Consider the following 17,880-nt stretch of genomic DNA (forward strand, 5'->3'; position numbering starts at 1 on the left):
TTGGGGCCATCATCGGCGAGCCAGCCTCGCCAGGCAAGGGGCTACTGCGACGGCGGGCGGGCGCTATTTCTTGAGCAGCGGCTTGATGCGCTCTTCCAGCTCCTCGAACGACATCGAGCCCCGCAGCCGCACGCCGTTGAGAAAGAAGGTCGGCGTCGACGTGACCTTCACTTCCCGATGCGCGTATTGCTGATCGGCGTTCAGCTTGTCGAACTGCGCCTGGTCTTCCTCGCAGGTCTTGACGTCCTGCTCGCTCATGCCGTGCTGCCCCCCGACATAGATCAGCGTCTCCTTGGTCTGGGCCATCAGGGGGTCCTGCAGCTTGAATAACATCTCGACTGCTTTGAGGTATTTTTCGGAATCGCCGTTGCCGATGCAGCGCGCCAGTATCGAAGCGGCGGCGGCCTTTATGTCGAGCGGAAATTCCCGGAACACGAAACGTACCTTGCCGGTATCGATATATTTCGACCGCAACATCGGGAACACATTCTGGCCGAAGGCTGCGCAATGCGGACAACTCATCGAGGAATATTCGGTGATGGTGATTGGTGCATTCGCAGATCCGATTGCAATGTCCGGCAGCGATACCGGTTTGGCGACTGCTGCAGCAATCGCGCTTTGTGCGAGGGCGACACCCGGTGCGGCCGTCGATGCAAAAGCGAGGAGGGCGGCGAAGGCAATGCGACAGCGAACGTTCAACGGTTACTCCGAAACGGATTGGTAAAGGGCGAGCGTGCAAGGCTGCGGCCTATCGACCATTCTACCGGTTTCGCGCGCCAAAGGCCATCTGGCTGCGATCGCAGTTGACCCTGAAGTGATCGCGATCCAATCATAGGCGACAGAGAGAAGGCGGCCCCTGCAAACCAAACAAGAGAACGTGATGACCCAACACACGGCGCTGTTGAACGAAACGCCGACAGCGGATGCCATGTTGCGCGCAAAGGCGCGGTTGGTGGTTCCAGGCGGCATGTGGGGCCATCTCAACGCTGCGCGGCTCCCGGAAGGCTATCCGCAGTTCTTTGCCTTCGCGGAGGGCTGCCGCGTGCGCGACGTCGATGGCCGCGAATATATCGACTTCATGTGCAGTTGGGGGCCGATTGTGCTCGGCCATCGGCATCCCGAGGTTCAGGCGGCGGCTGAAGCGCAGGCTGCCAAGGGAGACTGCCTCAACGGTCCGGGTGAGGTCATGGTGGAACTCGCCGAAGACCTCGTCGCCATGCTGCCGCATGCAGATTGGGCAATGTTTCAGAAGAACGGCGGCGATGCGACCACAAGCTGCGTGACGATCGCCCGCGCCGGCACTGGACGCCGCAAGGTGCTGGTCGCGCGTGGCAGCTATCACGGCGCGCTGCCATGGTGTTCGCCAAGTGTTGCCGGGGTAACGGCCGAGGATCGCGCGCATCTCCTGCACTTCGAGTACAACGACGTGCAGAGCCTGCGGGCGGCCGTCGAAGAGGCGGGCAAGGATCTCGCTGCGATACTGGTGACGGCTTTCCGCCACGACATGGGACGCGATCTCGAATTGCCGACCAGGGAATTCGCGGCAGCCGCGCGTATGGCATGCGACGCGGCCGACGCCGCTTTGATTATCGATGAAGTGCGGGCCGGCCTGCGCCTCGATGTCAGGGGGAGCTGGGAAGCGCTCGGCGTGCGTCCGGATCTGTGCGCCTGGAGCAAAGCGATCGCCAACGGCTACGCGCTGGCCGCCGTTACCGGCAACGACCGCTTTCGTGAAGCCGCCACCAAGGTCTTCGTCACCGGGTCGTTCTGGTGCGGCACGGTGGCGATGGCGGCTGCGCGGGCGACGTTGCGGATCGCGCGCGAGACTGATTTGGCCGGGCATATCCACGCGATGGGCTTGCGGTTGCGCGAGGGACTGGCGTCGCTGGCGAAAGAACATGGCATCGCGATCCGCCAGAGCGGCCCGCCGCAGATGCCGCTGATGCTGTTCGAGGCTGACCCGGATGTGCGCAAGGGCAGGGCGTTCTGCTCGGCCGCGCTACGCCACGGCGCGTTCTTTCATCCCCAGCACAATATGTTCCTGTCCTTGGCGCATCGCCCAGCCGATATCGACGAGGCGCTGCAAGCGGCCTCGCACGGTTTCAAGGCCGTCTGTGAACTGGAAGCGAGATCCAATCGATAAATCGTCGGTATCGACCGGAGCTGATTTGGGATTTGCGGGCAGCAATAAAAAATGCCCCGCAAGGCGGTCTGTACGACCAACGATGGCGGGGCAGTCTTGGGAGAAAACGGCGAGATCGCCGAATGATGCGGACATCATCGTCGGGCATCATGTGGATCGATATTCCGCTCTTTTGGCTGCGTTCGCATTGAGCTGGATCAAACAGCCGGCCGCCCAGGCGCGCCAGCCCCCGGGGGGTTCGGTTCGCGCCTCGCTCAGTTCATTACGCGATGCGGTTCCATGCGTGCTTACCAGGAGCCGGCGTATAGCACACCGGATGTTCGAACTCATGATGGCCCGCCAGGTGCGTGACCTCGACGCAATCGGCATTCAGGCGTTCGTTGTCGACCAACCGCTCCGCCAACACCAGCGCCTGGGAGGGGCCGACCGATTGGACCTCGATCTGGCGTTGCAGGCACTTGAAGCTGTGGCCATCGGAATTGCAGAGATCCTTGTAGAAGGAGACGCGATAATTGTTCATCTTGCACTCCCTTCCTTCCGGCACCTTGTCGGCCCGCTTATACTCTCATGCGTCCATGTCTGCCAGCCGCTGGTGGTTGCGCAGCACGATTTGACGGGCGCTCGAAAATACCAGACGCCCTGGTCGCTGAGCTGCGAAAGCGCGCGCGAAACGGTTTCCAGCGTCATGCCGAGGTAGTCGCCGATGTCGCGGCGACCTGGAGCCTTCGCAGACGGTGGGCCAGTTCCAGTCCGTCGAGTTCCGCCATCTTGTAATCCAACGACCAGACAATCCGCGCGGTTTCGGGTGGAAGATGCCAATAGCGCGACCGCGCTGCGGAACGTGCGGACGTCGAATCCTTCGGTTTCCAGCAGGAATCGCAACGACGTCCGGACGTCGTAATCGTCATCGACGACGTAAATCATCGACTTCCCGGGCGGAAGGCTGACGCCGGATTCACCGCTGGCGCTGGTTCGGGTGTCGGTCATCCCGGCAAAATAGAGGTTTTGCCAGTTCCCGAATTGACTTGCCTCAATCTTCGACGATGCGGGCCCTGATCGCAAACCGCACCAGCTCGGAAAGGTTACCGGCCTGCATCTTGGTCATGACATTCGCCCGATAGACCTCCACCGTGCGCGGGCTTCGTATTCCCGGGCGATGGCCTTGTTCGATTAATTGCTGATGGCCGACAGTGGCTGGTTGAGTTCGTGGGCGAGCGCGGAAGCCATCTCGCCCATCGCGCTTAGACGCGCGGGTGGCGGTGGACCAGTTCAACTTCCGGGTCGACAACTCGAGATCCAAGGCGCCCACGCCCGATCCCTCGGCACCGCTGCGTGCGTTCTGGTCGAGTGGATCTTGATCTCGGAAGAGCCGGTCGGGGTCGATCATGCTTCGCTTTGCAGGCTGCTCTTGCGTATCAGATACCGCAATAAATCGAGCGTGTGAAATAGCGGCGAAGCGAAATTAAAAAAGGCACGCACCTGATTGATATGAAACAACATTTTGCTGAATCGCTAATGCGGAGTCCTGCCGGTGCTCGATTGCAGATGCCCTGGAAGAGCGAAGGTGGATTCTTGATCCAGGTCAGCTTCGAAGCGGAGCGGAGCTCTAGGGTGCTGCTGTGTGTGGCCAGGGCTCAGACGGCATTTCATCGCGGCCAATGTCGGGCGGGCGCCGTGATTGCCGGCGCCTGCGGCCACTCGCGATTGCGCCAATGGGTACTCAGCGGCGTTACGCGCCACCTTGCAACTGAATCGCGCCGCTGCGCGTTCCTGTCCCGTTAACGATCTACGATGCGAGGACCCCCCGTGCATAGATTTCTCGAAGCGACCGCCGGGCAATACATGACGCGCGAGGTGAAAACGGTTACGCGCGACACCACCATGCGCGAGTTGCACAAGATGTTCGAGGCCGATGACTTCAACTGCTATCCGGTGCGCGAAGGCGATGACATCGTCGGCGTCGTGAGCAACTTCGATTTCCTGAAATGCTTTGCGTTCAACCCCGGCCGCATGGTTCCGGCCTACGACGATCTATTGTCGCGGATGGTGGCGGAAGTGATGACGCCGGAATTCATCTATGTTGATCCCGCGACGAAACTCACCCGCGTCCTGCAACTGATGGTGGACCACCGGATGAAGAGCCTTCCGGTCGCTGGACGCCGAACAGCTTCTGGTCGGGATCATCGCGCGCGAGGACATCATGCGCGCTTTGACCGAGAGCACGCGCTGATAGATCGCGTCCGCAGCAGGCGGGCGGCACCCATGTGGCGTTCTCCTGTTCCATGTATCAAGAAATGGCAAACCGCCGCGGGCTGGCAGGGCGCTACCGACGTCGCCATGTTAGAGAGGGTTCGCTCGGTCTCGATTGACGAGGATCAAACGCGGCTTGGTCGTGCCTGGCTAGAGCGGGATGACTTTTCTTCGAATCGTCATCCCACTCTATCTCTTTGATTTACGCATGATCTTTTCGGAAAACTGGTACCCACTTTTCCGGATCATGCTCTAGGCTGCAGATGCTTGCGTGAGGATATCGGACAATATGCTCGCCATGGTCCTGACAGCGCCCGGCGCGCCGCTGCGGTTTGAGTCGCGAGAGGATCCGGTCCCCGGGCCCGGAGATGTGCGCGTCAAGGTCGGTGCCTGCGGCGTGTGCCGGACCGATCTGCATGTCGTCGATGGAGAATTGCCTGATATCGCCTGTCCGATCGTTCCCGGCCATGAGGTGGTCGGCCGGGTGGACGCGCTTGGGCCCGGTGTGGCCTCTCTTCGCGTTGGCGAGCGGGTCGGCGTTCCCTGGTTAGGCTATACCTGCGGCGAATGTTCCTATTGCAGGAGCGGCCGCGAAAACCTCTGCGACCGCCTGCGCTTTACCGGTTACACGCGGGACGGCGGCTTTGCCACGCATCTCGTCGCGGACGCCCGTTATTGCTTTCCGCTTGGCGAGGCCGGCGACGATGTCGCCATCGCGCCGCTGCTTTGCGCGGGCCTGATCGGCTGGCGCTCGCTGGTGATGGCGGGCGATGGAGAGCATCTCGGCATCTTCGGCTTCGGTGCAGCCGGGCATATCATCGCGCAGGTAGCCCGTTGGCAGGGGCGTTCGGTCTATGCGTTCACCCGTGCGGGCGATGTCGAGGCGCAGGGTCTTGCAAAATCGCTTGGCGCCGAGTGGGCCGGCTCATCGGAGGATCAGCCGCCGGTGTCGCTCGATGCCGCGATTATTTTCGCGCCGGTGGGTGATCTCGTGCCCCTGGCGCTGCGCGCCGTGCGCAAAGGCGGGCGCGTGGTGTGCGCCGGCATTCACATGTCAGATATTCCCTCGTTCCCCTACCATCTCCTGTGGGAGGAACGGCAGCTACTTTCGGTCGCCAACCTCACGCGCGGCGACGGTATCGCGTTTTTCAAGATCGCAGCGCAAGCGGGCATCAGGACGCACACCAGCGTGTTTCCGTTGCGGGAAGCAAATGAAGTCCTCTCGAAGCTGCGCGCCGGGCAGATCACCGGCGCCGCCGTGCTGCAGCCATGACGGTTCGACCGCTAGCCGACACAGCCGCGGCCGAGGCTGAGCAGCAGCAGGTGCTCGACTTCCTCGCTGGTTCCAGCTTCGGCCCGGCCAGCGGCGGCAAGCGGATCGACACCCATGCGTCCATGGTTTTTCTTGGCGCCGATCGGGCATTGAAGATCAAGCGGGCAGTGCGCTTGCCGTTCCTCGACTATTCGACACTGGAGAAGCGCAGGCGTGCCTGCGAGGAAGAGCTGAAGGTCAACGCCGTCAACGCCCCCGAGCTCTACCGGCGCGTTGTCGCCATCACGCGCAATTCCGATGGCACCTTCGAAATCGACGGCACCGGTACTCCCGTTGAATGGGCGGTCGAAATGACGCGGTTCGACGACAATCAGTCGCTCGACCGTGTCGCCGCATCGAAGACGATCGATCCATCGCTTGCGACGGCTGTAGCAGATGCGATTCGACGATCCCACGACAAGGCGCCGCGTGCGGACGGTGAAAGCTGGCTTACGTCCATTCCACCTATCATCGAACGCAACACCGCAAAGTTTCGCAACATGCGCGGACTTGATGCCGTTGCCGTGGATCGACTCGATGCTGCCAGCCGCGATGCTGCGTCGACACTGCAGCCACTGCTCGGACAGCGTGCCAAGCAAGGGTTCGTGCGCCGATGTCACGGCGATCTGCATCTCGCCAATATTGCCTTGGTCGACGGCCGACCGCTGCTGTTCGATGCCATCGAATTCGATCCCGTCATTGCGACGACGGATGTGCTCTACGATCTCGCCTTTACCCTGATGGATCTGGTCCACTTCAATCAGGCCGCGGCGGCAAACGAGGTGTTCAATCGCTACCTTGCAGGGGCAGGGGATGAAGGTCTCGACGGCCTCCGGCTGCTGCCGCTATTTCTGTCGGTGCGGGCGGCGATCCGGGCGCACGTGCTGTTCATGAAGGGCGAACAGGCCGAAGGGAACGACGTGGTCTGGCAGGAGGCCAAGCGGTATTTCGATCTGGCGGGGCGACTGATCACGCCCAGGCCGCCGCTGCTGGTTGCGATCGGTGGATTGTCGGGGACGGGAAAGTCGGTGCTCGCACGCGGGCTCGCGGGTCTGATCGAGCCTCCGCCCGGCGCGGTGATTATCCGCTCGGACGTCGTTCGCAAGGACCTGTTCGGCGCCGGTGAAACCACGGCCCTGCCGGAATCCGCCTACCGGCCCGATGTCACGGAGCGTGTCTACGGCATGCTATCGAGCGCCGCGCAGCGTGTCCTCGCCCAGGGCTGTTCGGTGGTACTCGATGCCGCCTACCTGCAGGAAGCGGAACGGACGGAAATCGCACATCTCGCAGCCACTTGCGGCATACGCTTCGCCGGCCTGTTCCTCACGGCGGATCTTGCGACGCGGCTGGCGCGGATCGAACAACGCAGGGGCGATGCGTCTGATGCAACGCGGGATGTTGCCCTGCAGCAGGAGACTTTCGCGATCGGCGCGGTAGACTGGCATATAATCGATGCCTCAGGGACGCCGGGCCAGTCGCTCCGCAGCGCCCGTACTTCCTTGTTTGCGGTACCGGACGAGCGTTGACGATGAGAGCCCGCCCAATCGAAACGTCCAGCCGGCGCGAGGGCGCTGAAGCGGTGGATCTCGATTGTGCAGCCGCATTCCAGAAGATGACGCTCGATTGCGTCGCGGCTATCAAGGCCCATCACAGCAGCGCGTGCGCCGGCGATGCCGAGGCCGTGCATCAGATCCGCGTCGCGATCACGCGGTTGCGTGCCGCCGTGGCGTTTTTCGCGCCGATTGTGGCCGATGCGGAATGGCTGCGCCTGAAGAAGGAAATAGCATGGCTGAATGGCCCGCTGGGCGCCGCACGTGACAGTGATGTTGTCATGGAATATGCGCGCCGCAAGCGATACCGCGCATGGTCGCAGCGCATGATCGGCGAGCAACCAGATCAGCGCCAGGTGCGGAACCACCGCCGCCTGGTTCGCTGCCTGCGCTCCGCGCGGACGCAACGCCTGGTCGCGGCAATGGCACGCTGGATCAGACAGGGAGCGTGGCTGGAGCGCTACAGGCGGCGCCAGGACGCGGAGACTCTGCAATCCTATTGCGCGGGCGAACTCAACCGCTGGCGCGAACGGCTGCTCCGCAAGGGCCGGCACCTGAAGACTTTGGGTGCGTCACGCCGTCACCGGCTACGGATCAAGGCCAAACACTTCCGCTACATGCTCGAAGCCTTGACTGAAACCGTCGCGCCGTGGAGCCGGGGCGAATTCCATGGCCTGCACCGGCCGGCAAAGCGGCTGCAGCGTGCATTGGGCGATATGCGCGATCTCGAGCGCTTCGCCGGCCTTGCCAGCGGATCGCCGCAGGTCGAAAATGGCAAACGAGGCAGGAAGTATCCGCCGGGCTATCGCAATCGAAGGGAAAAGATGTTCGACGCCGCCATCGCGGCTTATCGTGACCTCAAGCACGCCGGAGCCTGCTGACGTCGCCGTTTACATGCGTCGCCGCCCGGCATTGGCCCGCTTGATGTGCATCAAACCTCGCCAGCCGTCAGTCGGTTACCTTCGCCGGGAGCAACTCGAACGGGGCCGCAAGTCCCCGCAAATGTGTGGGAGAATGGCGATGTTCAGGAACATTCTGGTTCATATTCCCTCCGAGCGGCCGGTCAGGCCAGTGATTGAGGTCGCAGTCGCGCTGACCATTGCGCGCCGGTCGCATCTCGATGCCGTAGCCATCGGCTATGAATCGATGAGCGCCGCCGGGATGCTTGTGGAGGGTGCCGGCGCCGGCGTTGCCGCCGTCATGGGCGCTGAACTGGAGCGCGCCCAGGAGCGGGCGAACACCGCGATCGCCGCGTTCGAGATCGAGGCCAAGCTCGCAAAAATCGCCTATGGCGTCAGGAGCTTTGCGGCGATCCCCGTCGAGGCCGGACAGACCATCGGGGCGCTTGCCCGGCTCTACGACATGACGATCGTGCTGCAGCCGGAATCCTCGAAGGCCAGCTACGACAACGAGATTCCGCAGCAGATCCTGTTCAATTCCGGCGGGCCGATGCTGATGGTTCCCCATATCCACAAGGGACCGCTCGACGCCCACCAGGTCGGCATCGCCTGGGACGGCAGCCGCCTGGCGGCCCGCGCGGTGCGCGATGCGATGCCGTTTCTGATGGGCGCAAAGGCCGTGACCGTGATTGCGATCAATGAGGAGGCGGGTGAAGCTTCCTCCGACCAGCTCGTTGCGCATCTGGGGCGGCGCGGCATTACGGCCCGGGTGCAGCGGCTGACGATGGATCGCGGCAATGTTCAGGGCGCGATTCTGTCGGTCGCGGCCGAAAGCAATATCGGCCTGCTGGTGATGGGCGGATACGGCCATTCGCGATTGCAGGAGCGAATTCTGGGCGGTGTCACGCGCAGCATGTTCGACTGCATGACCGTGCCGGTACTGATGTCGCACTGACAGGTTCGGGCGAGCGGGAATGCGACCTTCAGTCCCGGTCAGCTCCGACAGGACTGACGGTCGCAATCCCGCCAGTTTGATGCATTTCAATGTTGACTTGATGCCAATCAGATAACGCTTCGGTAAAATCCGCACATCGGAGATTGTCATGGCACAGCTGTCTGAGCGGGCCGCTTCCGGTTCTTGTCAGCCGGGCGAAAATGCAGAGGCGGAAGCCACCAAGTTGAACCAGAGTGCGTTGGAGTTCATGCTTGGCGCGCAAAAGATGATGTTAGAGGAGTTGGTATTTTTCGGTGACGAGATGCTGGAGAGGACGCGCATAGAAATGCAGATCTTCAACGAGTTCGTCACGAAAATGGCAGGTGCACATTCCGTCAGGGACGTAAGGACGATGTACCAGCAATGCGGCGAGCATCAACTCGACTTCTTCCGCCGCGACTCCGAGCGGCTGTTCAAGCATAGTGAACGGATGATCGCGACCACGTCGAAACTGATCAATGGCCTTCCATTGAACTGATCGGCCCCCGTTTCGGACAAGGAGGGTTGTCATCGGGCCGAGATCGTGCCGCGTTATCTTGTCGCTGGGAACACATTGCGTGGGATATCGGTTCACAGGTGTCCACGACCTGCCGGATAGCAAGGCCCGATGTCCACCTATCGCCTGAAGAATCTGCTTTCGCCGCATTCCGTCGCGCTGGTCGGGGCCAGTCCGCGCCATGGCTCGGTCGGCCGCGCCATTCTCAACAATATTCGCAAAGCCCAATTCAAGGGCGAATTCGGCCTCGTCAATCCGCGCTATCACGAGATCGACGGAGTCGCGACCGTCGGCAGCATCGCAAAACTGGCTTTTGCGCCGGAGCTCGTTGTCCTGACCGCGCCGGCTCGTGCCATCGCAGGCCTGATCGATGAGGCGGGCCGCCGCGGTACGGCCGGCGCCGTCATTGTCAGTGCCGGACTCGGTCACGGTCCGGGTTCGCTGGCGGATGCAGCGGAGCGCGCCGCGCAAAAATACGGCATGCGGCTGATCGGACCGAATTGCCTGGGCATCATGATGCCTTGCGTCAGTCTCAATGCGAGCTTTTCCGCGCATATGCCGGCCGCGGGAAATCTGGCGCTGATCTCGCAGTCCGGCGCCATTGCAGCCGGCATGGTCGACTGGGCGGCACAGCGGGCCGTTGGCTTCTCCGGAATCGTGTCGATCGGCGACCAGCTCGATGTCGATATCGCCGATCTGTTAGATTACTTCGCGCTCGATGAAAGAACCCATGCCATCCTGCTTTACATCGAGGCGATCAAGGATGCCCGCAAGTTCATGTCGGCGGCGCGGGCCGCCGCGAGAATAAAGCCCGTCGTGGTGGTCAAGTCTGGCCGGATGGCGCAAGGCGCGCGGGCGGCTGCAACCCATACCGGCGCGCTGGCCGGGGCAGACGCCGTCTACGACGCAGCCTTTCAGCGCGCCGGCATCCTGCGCGTATCGGACTTGCGCGAATTGTTCGACTGCGCCGAGACGCTCGGGCGGCTCAAATCGCCACCCGGAAAGCGGCTTGCGATCCTGACCAATGGCGGCGGCATCGGCGTATTGGCGATTGACCGGCTGGTCGAACTCGGCGGCGCTCCCGCCGACATCTCGCCTGCGACCCGCGACAAGCTCGATGCGGTATTGCCCCCGACATGGTCGAAATCGAACCCGGTCGATATCGTCGGCGATTCCGATCCCGCGCGCTATGCCGCGGCGCTCGAAGTGTTGCTGGCCGACGCGAGCAACGACGCCGTGCTGGTGATGAATGTCCAGACGGCGATCGCCCGTGCCGATGACATTGCAGCGGCCGTGATCGGTGTGGTCGGGAAATATCGCGCCGAGCGCCGCATGTCGCCGAAGCCCGTGCTGGCGGTCTGGGTCGGAGCGGACCAGTCGATCAGCGACTTGCTGAGCGGAGCGGGAATTCCGAACTATCAAACCGGTGGCGACGCCGTCCTCGGCTTCATGCATCTGGTGCGCCATCGCGAGGTGGTGGAGGCTCTGGCTCAGGTTCCGCCCGCCATGCCGAGCGAATTTGTGCCCGATATCAATGCGGCGCGGCAGATCGTTGCCGCGGCGCTGGCTGACGGCCGCTCCTGGCTCGATCCGATCGAGGTCATGCGGCTGCTCGACGCCTACGAGATCGCCGTCGTGCCGACGTTTGCCGCCGCCAATGCCGAAGAGGCGGTCGCGCATGCGAACGCAATCTTCGCACAGGGCTCGACCGTCGTGCTCAAGATCATGTCGCGCGACATCGTGCATAAATCCGATGTCGGCGGCGTCGTGCTCAACCTCACCCGCGCCGACGCGGTGCGCAAGGCGACCGCCGAGATTCTCGCGCGCGCAAGATCCTTGCGACCGGAGGCGCGGATTTCGGGCGTGATGGTGCAGGCGATGGTGGTGCGGGCGAAGGCGCGCGAACTGATTCTCGGCCTCGCCGACGATCCGACCTTCGGCACCGTCGTCGTGTTCGGCCGCGGCGGCACGGCGGTCGAGATCATCAACGACAAGGCGCTGGCGCTGCCGCCGCTCGACCTGCAACTGGCGCGCAGCCTGATCGAGCGTACCCGCGTCTCGCGGCTGCTCTGCGCCTATCGCGACGTGCCGGCGGTGAAGCCGGACGCCGTCGCGATGGTTCTGGTCAAGTTGGCGCAGATGGCTGCCGACATTCCCGAAATCCGCGGGCTCGATATCAACCCGCTGCTGGCCGATGAAGCAGGCGTGCTCGCCGTCGACGCCCGCGTCGTGATCGGCCCCGTGGAGCGGAAGTTTCGCGGTTCGGGCCCGGCGAATTTCGCCGTGCGGCCCTATCCCTCGCAATGGCAGCGTCACATCGAGGTCAAGGACGGCTGGCGCGTGTTCGTTCGTCCGATCCGGCCCGAGGACGAGCCGCTGATCCACGAGATGTTGAAGCACGTCACGATGCAGGACTTGCGGCTACGGTTTTTCGCGCCGATGAAGGAGTTTTCCCATGAATTCATCGCCCGCCTGACCCAGCTCGATTATGCCCGGGCAATGGCCTTTGTCGCGATCGACGAGGCGACCAACAAGCTGGTCGGCGTGGTCAGGATCCATTCGGACTCGATCTATGAGAGCGGCGAATATGCGATCCTGTTGCGGTCGGACCTCAAGGGCAGGGGACTCGGCTGGACCCTGATGCAGATGATCATCGAATATGCAAAATCCGAAGGGTTGAAAGCCATCTCCGGTGACGTGCTGGCCGAGAACACGGTCATGCTCGCGATGTGCCGCAGCCTTGGCTTCGAGGTGAAGTCGGATCCGGTCGAACATGACATCTGCAACGTCAGACTGACGCTTTGAACCGATCGATCCGCAGTGGGCCTGCCGGCTAAACTGGTTGATTAGAAAGGTGCCGGCTGGCGCGCGATTGCCGATGACGAGCCTGCTCATCCGAACTGTTCCCGTCCAGCAGGGCCGGATGCCACCAAAACGAGAGGGTGAGGACCGGTCGCGTTTGCATTGCACAATGGTGAATGCTTGGCAGACTTTCACAATTCGCGCACTCTCCGTACGAGTCGGTCATGACATCGGGGATGCGCATGGACGTCGCGGAAGTCGTTGTTGTCGTTTTGCTGGCGATTTGGGGCCCGCCTCTGCTGTTCGTGGCGTTTCTGCTGCGGCCAATCAAAATAGCCGGCTCACGACCCAAACGATGAGAAACATCCAACCGGCCATCGCAAGCACGATGGCGGTCAAGTAACTCACCTTCATCCACGTGTAGCGCACCGGCGGTCCTCAAGAACAAAGCCGCCAAGCGGGATATATTCGCTTGACGGCCTACCGAGTGTGGGCCTCAGAAGCGGACGTTCAAATGCGCTGGGCTTACCAAGCCGCCCGGTGCACCAGAGGCCCTGAGATCGAATTGGAAGCCGAGGTGGCATGCAACTGTTGCTGATTACTGGGCCCGCCGGGGTAGGTAAATCGACGCTGAGCTGGGAAATGAGTGCCCAACTCGCCGCGGCTCAAGTCGCTCATGCAGTTATCGAGACCGATGAACTCGATAGGGTGTTCCCGCGCCCCAATACAAACGAGCTTGATAGAATTCAGCCCGGCACGATTGACGTCAGCAGCATCAACCTGGCTGCGATCTGGTCGACATACAAAGCCTTGGGGCATACGCGCCTGATCATGTCAGGAGTCATGATGCACCTGAATTTTGACAAGCGATGGATACTTTCTGCCATACCCGAAGCGCGGATTACGGTAGTCCGTATGTTGGCTGCCGAGCCTACGCTGTTGGCACGACTTGCGCAGCGCGAGATCGGTTCTGGGGCAGACGAACAGGCACAGCGCTCGCTTCGGCAAGCAAGACGCATGGCAAGCGAAGATGCCGAAAGCATTATCGTTCTACCTACGGACGGCAAAAGACCTGCGGAACTGGCAGAGATCATTCTTCGGAAAACTGGCTGGCTCAATATCGGCGGTCAGCAAAAAGATTAAGCCTACCACCGAGACGACCGATAATCTGCTTTGAGATCGTAAGCTGCCTTTGTTGCGTTGAACCAGCTTGGGGACCGGTCAAGAGATATCGGGCTATAGCGTAGAAACGGCGGTTCACCATGCTGCTTGGTGGAGTGCCGGTGATCGGCGGCAATATCGGACGATAGAGGGTAAGTCAGATGGAGAGCTTGACATAATTCACCGTGCTGCTGGCCCGCGCGAGACCTGATCCCTTCATGTTGTGATCCCGCCCGGGGCGGCAGGCAAAGGATAAGTCGCCGCAGGAAATCGGCTCAAGGCATAGTTGGAAAATGTACCTTCATAGCCAATGAGCGCGAACGTTATTTGATACATGCAGACGTAAACTTGGTAGATGCGATCCAAAAACTCTAGCAGTTGGCTGTCGTCAAGCTCTTCCAGTTTCGTCTTTGTCGGATGTACGCCGGTGTTTCTTAGTTTCTTCCACGCCGAAAAACAGGACTGGTCAAGCTTACCGGCTTTAACCAGAAGCTGAAGCCTGTCTGCCGCTCTGATTGATTTGAGTTGGCCCAAGAGGCCCTCAACTCGGCTCTTCACGTTGGGGGTAACGCCGATCTCTGCAAGCCGTTTCAAGAGTTCTTTCTGAACCACCGCGATTGTTTGATCGTTCGATTCTTTTCCGGCGTCGTATGGGAGCAAATTTGCGAGGCCCTCGACCGCAACACAAAGACCAATTGCCGAGGCTTCAACTGAGTTCGCGCTCGCTTCGCAGGCGTTTCGAAGATACATCGAACAAGGATGCACGAAATCTGCAGACGCACCTTCGTGGACGTAGGAGAGGTACCGCTCGAACAGCACTGCCACGTCAGGTGAGGGCTTAAGAGTTGCAAGCGGAGGAACGAGACGCGTGTCAGATTGGCGAACGGGTGAAATGAGAGTTACTTCGCGCACTCCGTCAGTGTTTTTGACAATCAAGGATAGGTGGAGGATTGAGGCGAGGACATAACGAAGAGCCTCTACAATTCGAACCTCAAAATTCTTAGGGAGTGGGGCGTTTCCAGTTATTTCTACGAGAACGTCAGAATCACGCTGCATTAAAAACTTTATGTCGCATCCAAGCTGTTCCAGGTGGGCGACGGTGTCGGTGAGCGAATTCCAGTCCTTATGATTTTGGTTCAGAATAAGTAATTCCATCGAGTTGCTGCGAGAGGTGAGGTTTGCAGCGCGCGCAGATCGCAAAGTGCGCAATTTTCCGACGATAACCGTGTACCCTGTGACGAAGCTGCAACGCATCTCTACCCACACGTTCTCCGCGTGCCACGTCGCGTTGTCGAATGTGGTCAGTTGAATAGAGTAGTAGGCTTCTTCTGGAATGAGCTTGCCCGGCGCGAGGGCCGCACTTGTGAGGATCGACTCGACGGCCCTTTGCGTATCGTCGCGCGAAATGCATTTGAATGATAGGGTGCCGAATTCGTCCTGCCAAACTTCACCGGTGCCGCGATAAGTTACCGACGTTGCGTCGTTTTTCGTTAGCTCGATGCTCACACAGTCGTGCCGAAATTTTCCTTCCCGAAAGGATTGCCACGACACCTCGCCCTTTTTCATCGACCCTATTTCTTTCGCCGCCGCGATGCTACTGATGGGCAAGGGCTAGGCGGTTTCGGCCCCTGCTACTAATCCGAATATCTGTTGATTCTGCCGTGCTTCACGCCACACATGTACCCATGCGAAACCTGAGACTCCAACTCGCGTTCAAGAAATTCATTCGCAATCAACAGCGCCTTCACGGCTTCACGCGCGTCACCGCCGCAAGCTGCGATTGCCTGATCGGCAGCCGCCTCCAACCACTCCACGTCGGGTTGTGGATTGGATGCGCTCGTCTTGGACATTGAAGCGATTCCGTGTTAGTCGAAGCTAGAATGTTCACATTCTGTTCTTGTCGAGTCAAGGACGATTAAAAAGTTCGGGAGAACAAATTGTATGTTTGATGCGGTTACAGAAGGCATCAAAAAGTGGCTGATCAGTCGCTTCGCTTCCGCCATTAAACATGCGACTCGGGCGGAAGATCGGGTGCTCGCCATACAATGGCTTAGCGACTCGCGCGCTGTCGTCGCAAGCGATCTCCGCCCGGTCGAAAAGTTCAAGAAACTGAATGCGCTGATCAATTCACGAACGGCGGTCGTAGCGATTGCGAAGAGTGTCGCTGAAGCTGTTTCGAACTACCGGAAATCTGACCTTCCGCTGTCGATGAAGATCGCACTGCCCGCGACGCTGGCTGCCATTCCATTGGTAGGCGGACAGGGTGCCGGTGTTGCAGCGTTTGGCAGTGCTCTTGGGGTCCCGGTGTTGTTGCTGATCTTTCTCGGCGCGGCGGGCATTACCTCGATAATCGAAGCCGTTGTTACGAACCCGGAGGCAAGGCCTCATATCGCCGAAATCATTGACGTCATAGTCCAAGACGAACGATTGCGCCGCGCTAGTGCTCAAATGAAGGCTGCCATGAAAGAGCAGCCGATGGACCCAACCCGTTTTGCCGTCCCGGTGGAGGAGGTGGCCCTTCGGAAGCATCTGCTCGGCATGGACCCGTTCCAGTTCGAACGCCATACGATGAGTTTCTTCGAGGCTGCGGGCTTTGAGTCCTGGGCAACCCGGAAATCAAATGACTTCGGCGTCGATGGTTTTGCCATTCATCCAGAAGGCTTGATGATTATTCAATGCAAACGGAACGCGCCGTCGAACAAGGTTGGGCGTCCCACGATTCAGCAATTCAAGGGGGTCATTGAAGAGCAGGAAGCCTTCCGGGGCTACGTTATCACAACGTCTGGCTTCACTGAGGAAGCGATAGAATCCGCTGGGCGCTCGGAGAAGATCTTTTTGATAGACATGGATACGCTTGTTCAATGGCACGCAGACGCGCCAACATTGATGTAACACAGTGGGGGCGAGGATGCGAAAGCTGAGCGCGAGTACCTGGGGCTTGGCTGTCATCGCAACCGTGTGTGCGGCGGGTGCGGTTGATTTTTTCTTTGGACAGGCAATTAGAGATTCATACCGACCGCCTGATTTGGGCCAGATGCGCGCCTTTCGAGTTAGCAAACTGACCGATGATCAGTTGTTGGCATTAAAGGCGAAATCAGTGCTTCAGTTCGAGTCTTACAAGCGGCAGGTGAAAGAGGATGCGGAGAAGAATCGGGCCGAGAGGAATAAGCGGCAACAGGAATGCGATGCCGATCCCGTCGTTAAACTTCGCACCCCTGATGCTTGCAAGCAGTATTCGCCTTTGTTGTTCCCGGAGGAACAGATGCTTAAGGGTTTCGATAGCGCGGACGCGTTCTTTGAATCCCTTATCATGGGAGGCTGTGAATACATGGACAGCGTTCGCAATGCGAAACTTGCAGGGTGCCTTCCGCAGCTCTAGCGGGTCTGGCATATACCGGGGCAATCGCCAGTCCGCTGAGGAGCCTCAACTAGTCGTGCTTGAAACGATTGCTCCGATGATAAAAGAGAAACTTGGCTCGCCGTGTGCTCGGCCTGCTCCGTAGCGATTGCGGCAACTGAAGATCAAGCCGATCCTGTGTTCCGATCCGATCGGAGATAAGCATAGTCCCGTCGTCCGTGAATGAGATGAGGCCGCTGTCAAACAGGGCGTCAAGATGCGCAGAAAGCAACAATCCGTTTTCGGGATCGAGGCGCTCGCGGTCACTCGCCACTGCCCACGGCTTGATGTGTGAGGCACGAAGAATTTCCTGAATGCGACACCCTGTGACCTCGCAGGCAGCACCCCGCGCTTTTATGAGATCATATCTAAACCGGTCCTGACCAATGCGCGCGTCTATGTAGATTTCTGTAGTCGTCGCGGTTGGAACGTACGGCTGATCAAGCATGACACGCGCCTCCGCGACCTGTTCCAGCGGATCAGGCCGGGCGTTAGATCGCAGCTCTTGCAGGCGAGCTTCAATTATCTCCCAGCTTATGATGTTTCGGACACTGGCCGCTTGCGTCTGTTTGTTTGCATTCGTTCTTGGAAACCGCGCGGCCTGACGAATGAGTGTTTGGTCGACACCACTCGCTTCAGCGAGCCATAGTATCATTGCCGGATTGTTCAACCTGTTGAAGATAAAGCGAGCCGTCCGGTCGGAGTTCTCGCGGCCATAAAAGCCGGGGCCATCGTACCCGGATAGCCAGTCGAGCCATTGTTGCTTGTAAGGCCTGGGAAGCAAGCGGTTCTGATCGGGTAGAACGCTGATAGCGGACAGTAAATCTTCGCGACTAAGCAGCATGTCGCCCCCTTTGAAATGTTGAGCAGCCCAGT

General features: G+C 60.2%; 16 protein-coding genes and 2 pseudogenes. 11 read left to right on the plus strand and 7 right to left on the minus strand.

Annotation, left to right across the window (positions count from 1 at the left end):
- Window positions 1-63: 63 nt before the first annotated feature.
- Window positions 64-699 carry a DsbA family protein gene (locus V1294_RS21340; protein ID WP_334499889.1) on the minus strand — a complete coding sequence of 212 codons (636 nt, stop codon included), beginning with the start codon at window positions 697-699 and terminating at the stop codon, window positions 64-66.
- 181 nt (window positions 700-880) lie between these two features.
- On the opposite strand from V1294_RS21340, the gene V1294_RS21345 reads away from it, so the two are divergent.
- Window positions 881-2,143 carry an aminotransferase class III-fold pyridoxal phosphate-dependent enzyme gene (locus V1294_RS21345; RefSeq protein WP_334499890.1) on the plus strand — a complete coding sequence of 421 codons (1,263 nt, stop codon included), beginning with the start codon at window positions 881-883 and terminating at the stop codon, window positions 2,141-2,143.
- Between the two features lie 262 nt (window positions 2,144-2,405).
- Here the strand turns inward: V1294_RS21345 and V1294_RS21350 are convergent, their stop codons facing one another.
- The 3 genes and pseudogenes from V1294_RS21350 to V1294_RS21360 form a co-directional block, all read right to left on the minus strand.
- Window positions 2,406-2,663, minus strand: coding sequence for a hypothetical protein (locus V1294_RS21350; protein WP_108522444.1), 258 nt, complete (start codon window positions 2,661-2,663; stop codon window positions 2,406-2,408).
- Window positions 2,660-3,130 (minus strand): helix-turn-helix domain-containing protein, encoded by a 471-nt coding sequence (locus V1294_RS38060; protein WP_442895366.1) that lies wholly within the window; start codon window positions 3,128-3,130, stop codon window positions 2,660-2,662. The genes V1294_RS21350 and V1294_RS38060 overlap by 4 nt, the downstream gene beginning before the upstream one ends.
- A 43-nt stretch (window positions 3,131-3,173) precedes the next feature.
- Window positions 3,174-3,313: pseudogene (locus tag V1294_RS21360) on the minus strand (LuxR C-terminal-related transcriptional regulator); the annotation flags it as partial.
- A gap of 636 nt (window positions 3,314-3,949) precedes the next feature.
- Between V1294_RS21360 and V1294_RS21365 the strand changes: the two are divergent.
- The 8 genes and pseudogenes from V1294_RS21365 to V1294_RS21400 all read left to right on the plus strand — a co-directional run bounded on the left by V1294_RS21365 (window position 3,950) and on the right by V1294_RS21400 (window position 13,589).
- Window positions 3,950-4,373, plus strand: a pseudogene (locus tag V1294_RS21365) (CBS domain-containing protein).
- 309 nt (window positions 4,374-4,682) lie between these two features.
- Window positions 4,683-5,666, plus strand: a complete 984-nt coding sequence (locus V1294_RS21370; protein WP_334499891.1) for a zinc-dependent alcohol dehydrogenase family protein — start codon at window positions 4,683-4,685, stop codon at window positions 5,664-5,666.
- On the plus strand, window positions 5,663-7,231 hold the full coding sequence (locus V1294_RS21375; RefSeq protein ID WP_334499894.1) for a bifunctional aminoglycoside phosphotransferase/ATP-binding protein: 1,569 nt from the start codon (window positions 5,663-5,665) through the stop codon (window positions 7,229-7,231). The genes V1294_RS21370 and V1294_RS21375 overlap by 4 nt, the downstream gene beginning before the upstream one ends.
- Window positions 7,232-7,317: 86 nt before the next feature.
- Window positions 7,318-8,136, plus strand: coding sequence for a CHAD domain-containing protein (locus tag V1294_RS21380; RefSeq protein WP_334504753.1), 819 nt, complete (start codon window positions 7,318-7,320; stop codon window positions 8,134-8,136).
- A 139-nt stretch (window positions 8,137-8,275) separates the two neighbouring features.
- Entirely contained in the window at window positions 8,276-9,109 is an 834-nt protein-coding gene (locus V1294_RS21385; RefSeq protein ID WP_334499895.1) for a universal stress protein, read from the plus strand.
- A 148-nt stretch (window positions 9,110-9,257) separates the two neighbouring features.
- Window positions 9,258-9,626, plus strand: a complete 369-nt coding sequence (locus V1294_RS21390) for a hypothetical protein (protein WP_334499896.1) — start codon at window positions 9,258-9,260, stop codon at window positions 9,624-9,626.
- Between the two features lie 129 nt (window positions 9,627-9,755).
- A complete protein-coding gene (locus V1294_RS21395) occupies window positions 9,756-12,449 on the plus strand; it encodes a bifunctional acetate--CoA ligase family protein/GNAT family N-acetyltransferase (RefSeq protein WP_334499897.1) in 2,694 nt (897 codons plus the stop codon).
- Between the two features lie 579 nt (window positions 12,450-13,028).
- On the plus strand, window positions 13,029-13,589 hold the full coding sequence (locus tag V1294_RS21400; protein ID WP_334499899.1) for a hypothetical protein: 561 nt from the start codon (window positions 13,029-13,031) through the stop codon (window positions 13,587-13,589).
- 234 nt (window positions 13,590-13,823) lie between these two features.
- On the opposite strand, the gene V1294_RS21405 is transcribed toward V1294_RS21400, so the two are convergent.
- Window positions 13,824-15,173 (minus strand): hypothetical protein, encoded by a 1,350-nt coding sequence (locus V1294_RS21405; RefSeq protein WP_334499901.1) that lies wholly within the window; start codon window positions 15,171-15,173, stop codon window positions 13,824-13,826.
- Between the two features lie 68 nt (window positions 15,174-15,241).
- Window positions 15,242-15,457 carry a hypothetical protein gene (locus V1294_RS21410; protein ID WP_334499903.1) on the minus strand — a complete coding sequence of 72 codons (216 nt, stop codon included), beginning with the start codon at window positions 15,455-15,457 and terminating at the stop codon, window positions 15,242-15,244.
- A gap of 91 nt (window positions 15,458-15,548) precedes the next feature.
- Between V1294_RS21410 and V1294_RS21415 the strand changes: the two genes are divergently transcribed.
- Together V1294_RS21415 and V1294_RS21420 are read left to right on the plus strand one after the other, a co-directional pair.
- Window positions 15,549-16,499, plus strand: a complete 951-nt coding sequence (locus V1294_RS21415; protein WP_334499904.1) for a restriction endonuclease — start codon at window positions 15,549-15,551, stop codon at window positions 16,497-16,499.
- Window positions 16,500-16,515: 16 nt separating this feature from the next.
- Window positions 16,516-16,986, plus strand: coding sequence for a hypothetical protein (locus V1294_RS21420; RefSeq protein WP_334499905.1), 471 nt, complete (start codon window positions 16,516-16,518; stop codon window positions 16,984-16,986).
- 49 nt (window positions 16,987-17,035) lie between these two features.
- On the opposite strand, the gene V1294_RS21425 is transcribed toward V1294_RS21420, so the two are convergent.
- Window positions 17,036-17,848 (minus strand): HNH endonuclease, encoded by an 813-nt coding sequence (locus tag V1294_RS21425; protein ID WP_334499906.1) that lies wholly within the window; start codon window positions 17,846-17,848, stop codon window positions 17,036-17,038.
- Window positions 17,849-17,880: the final 32 nt, after the last annotated feature.

It is taken from the genome of Bradyrhizobium sp. AZCC 1678, from assembly GCF_036924765.1.
GTDB lineage: Bacteria > Pseudomonadota > Alphaproteobacteria > Rhizobiales > Xanthobacteraceae > Bradyrhizobium > Bradyrhizobium algeriense.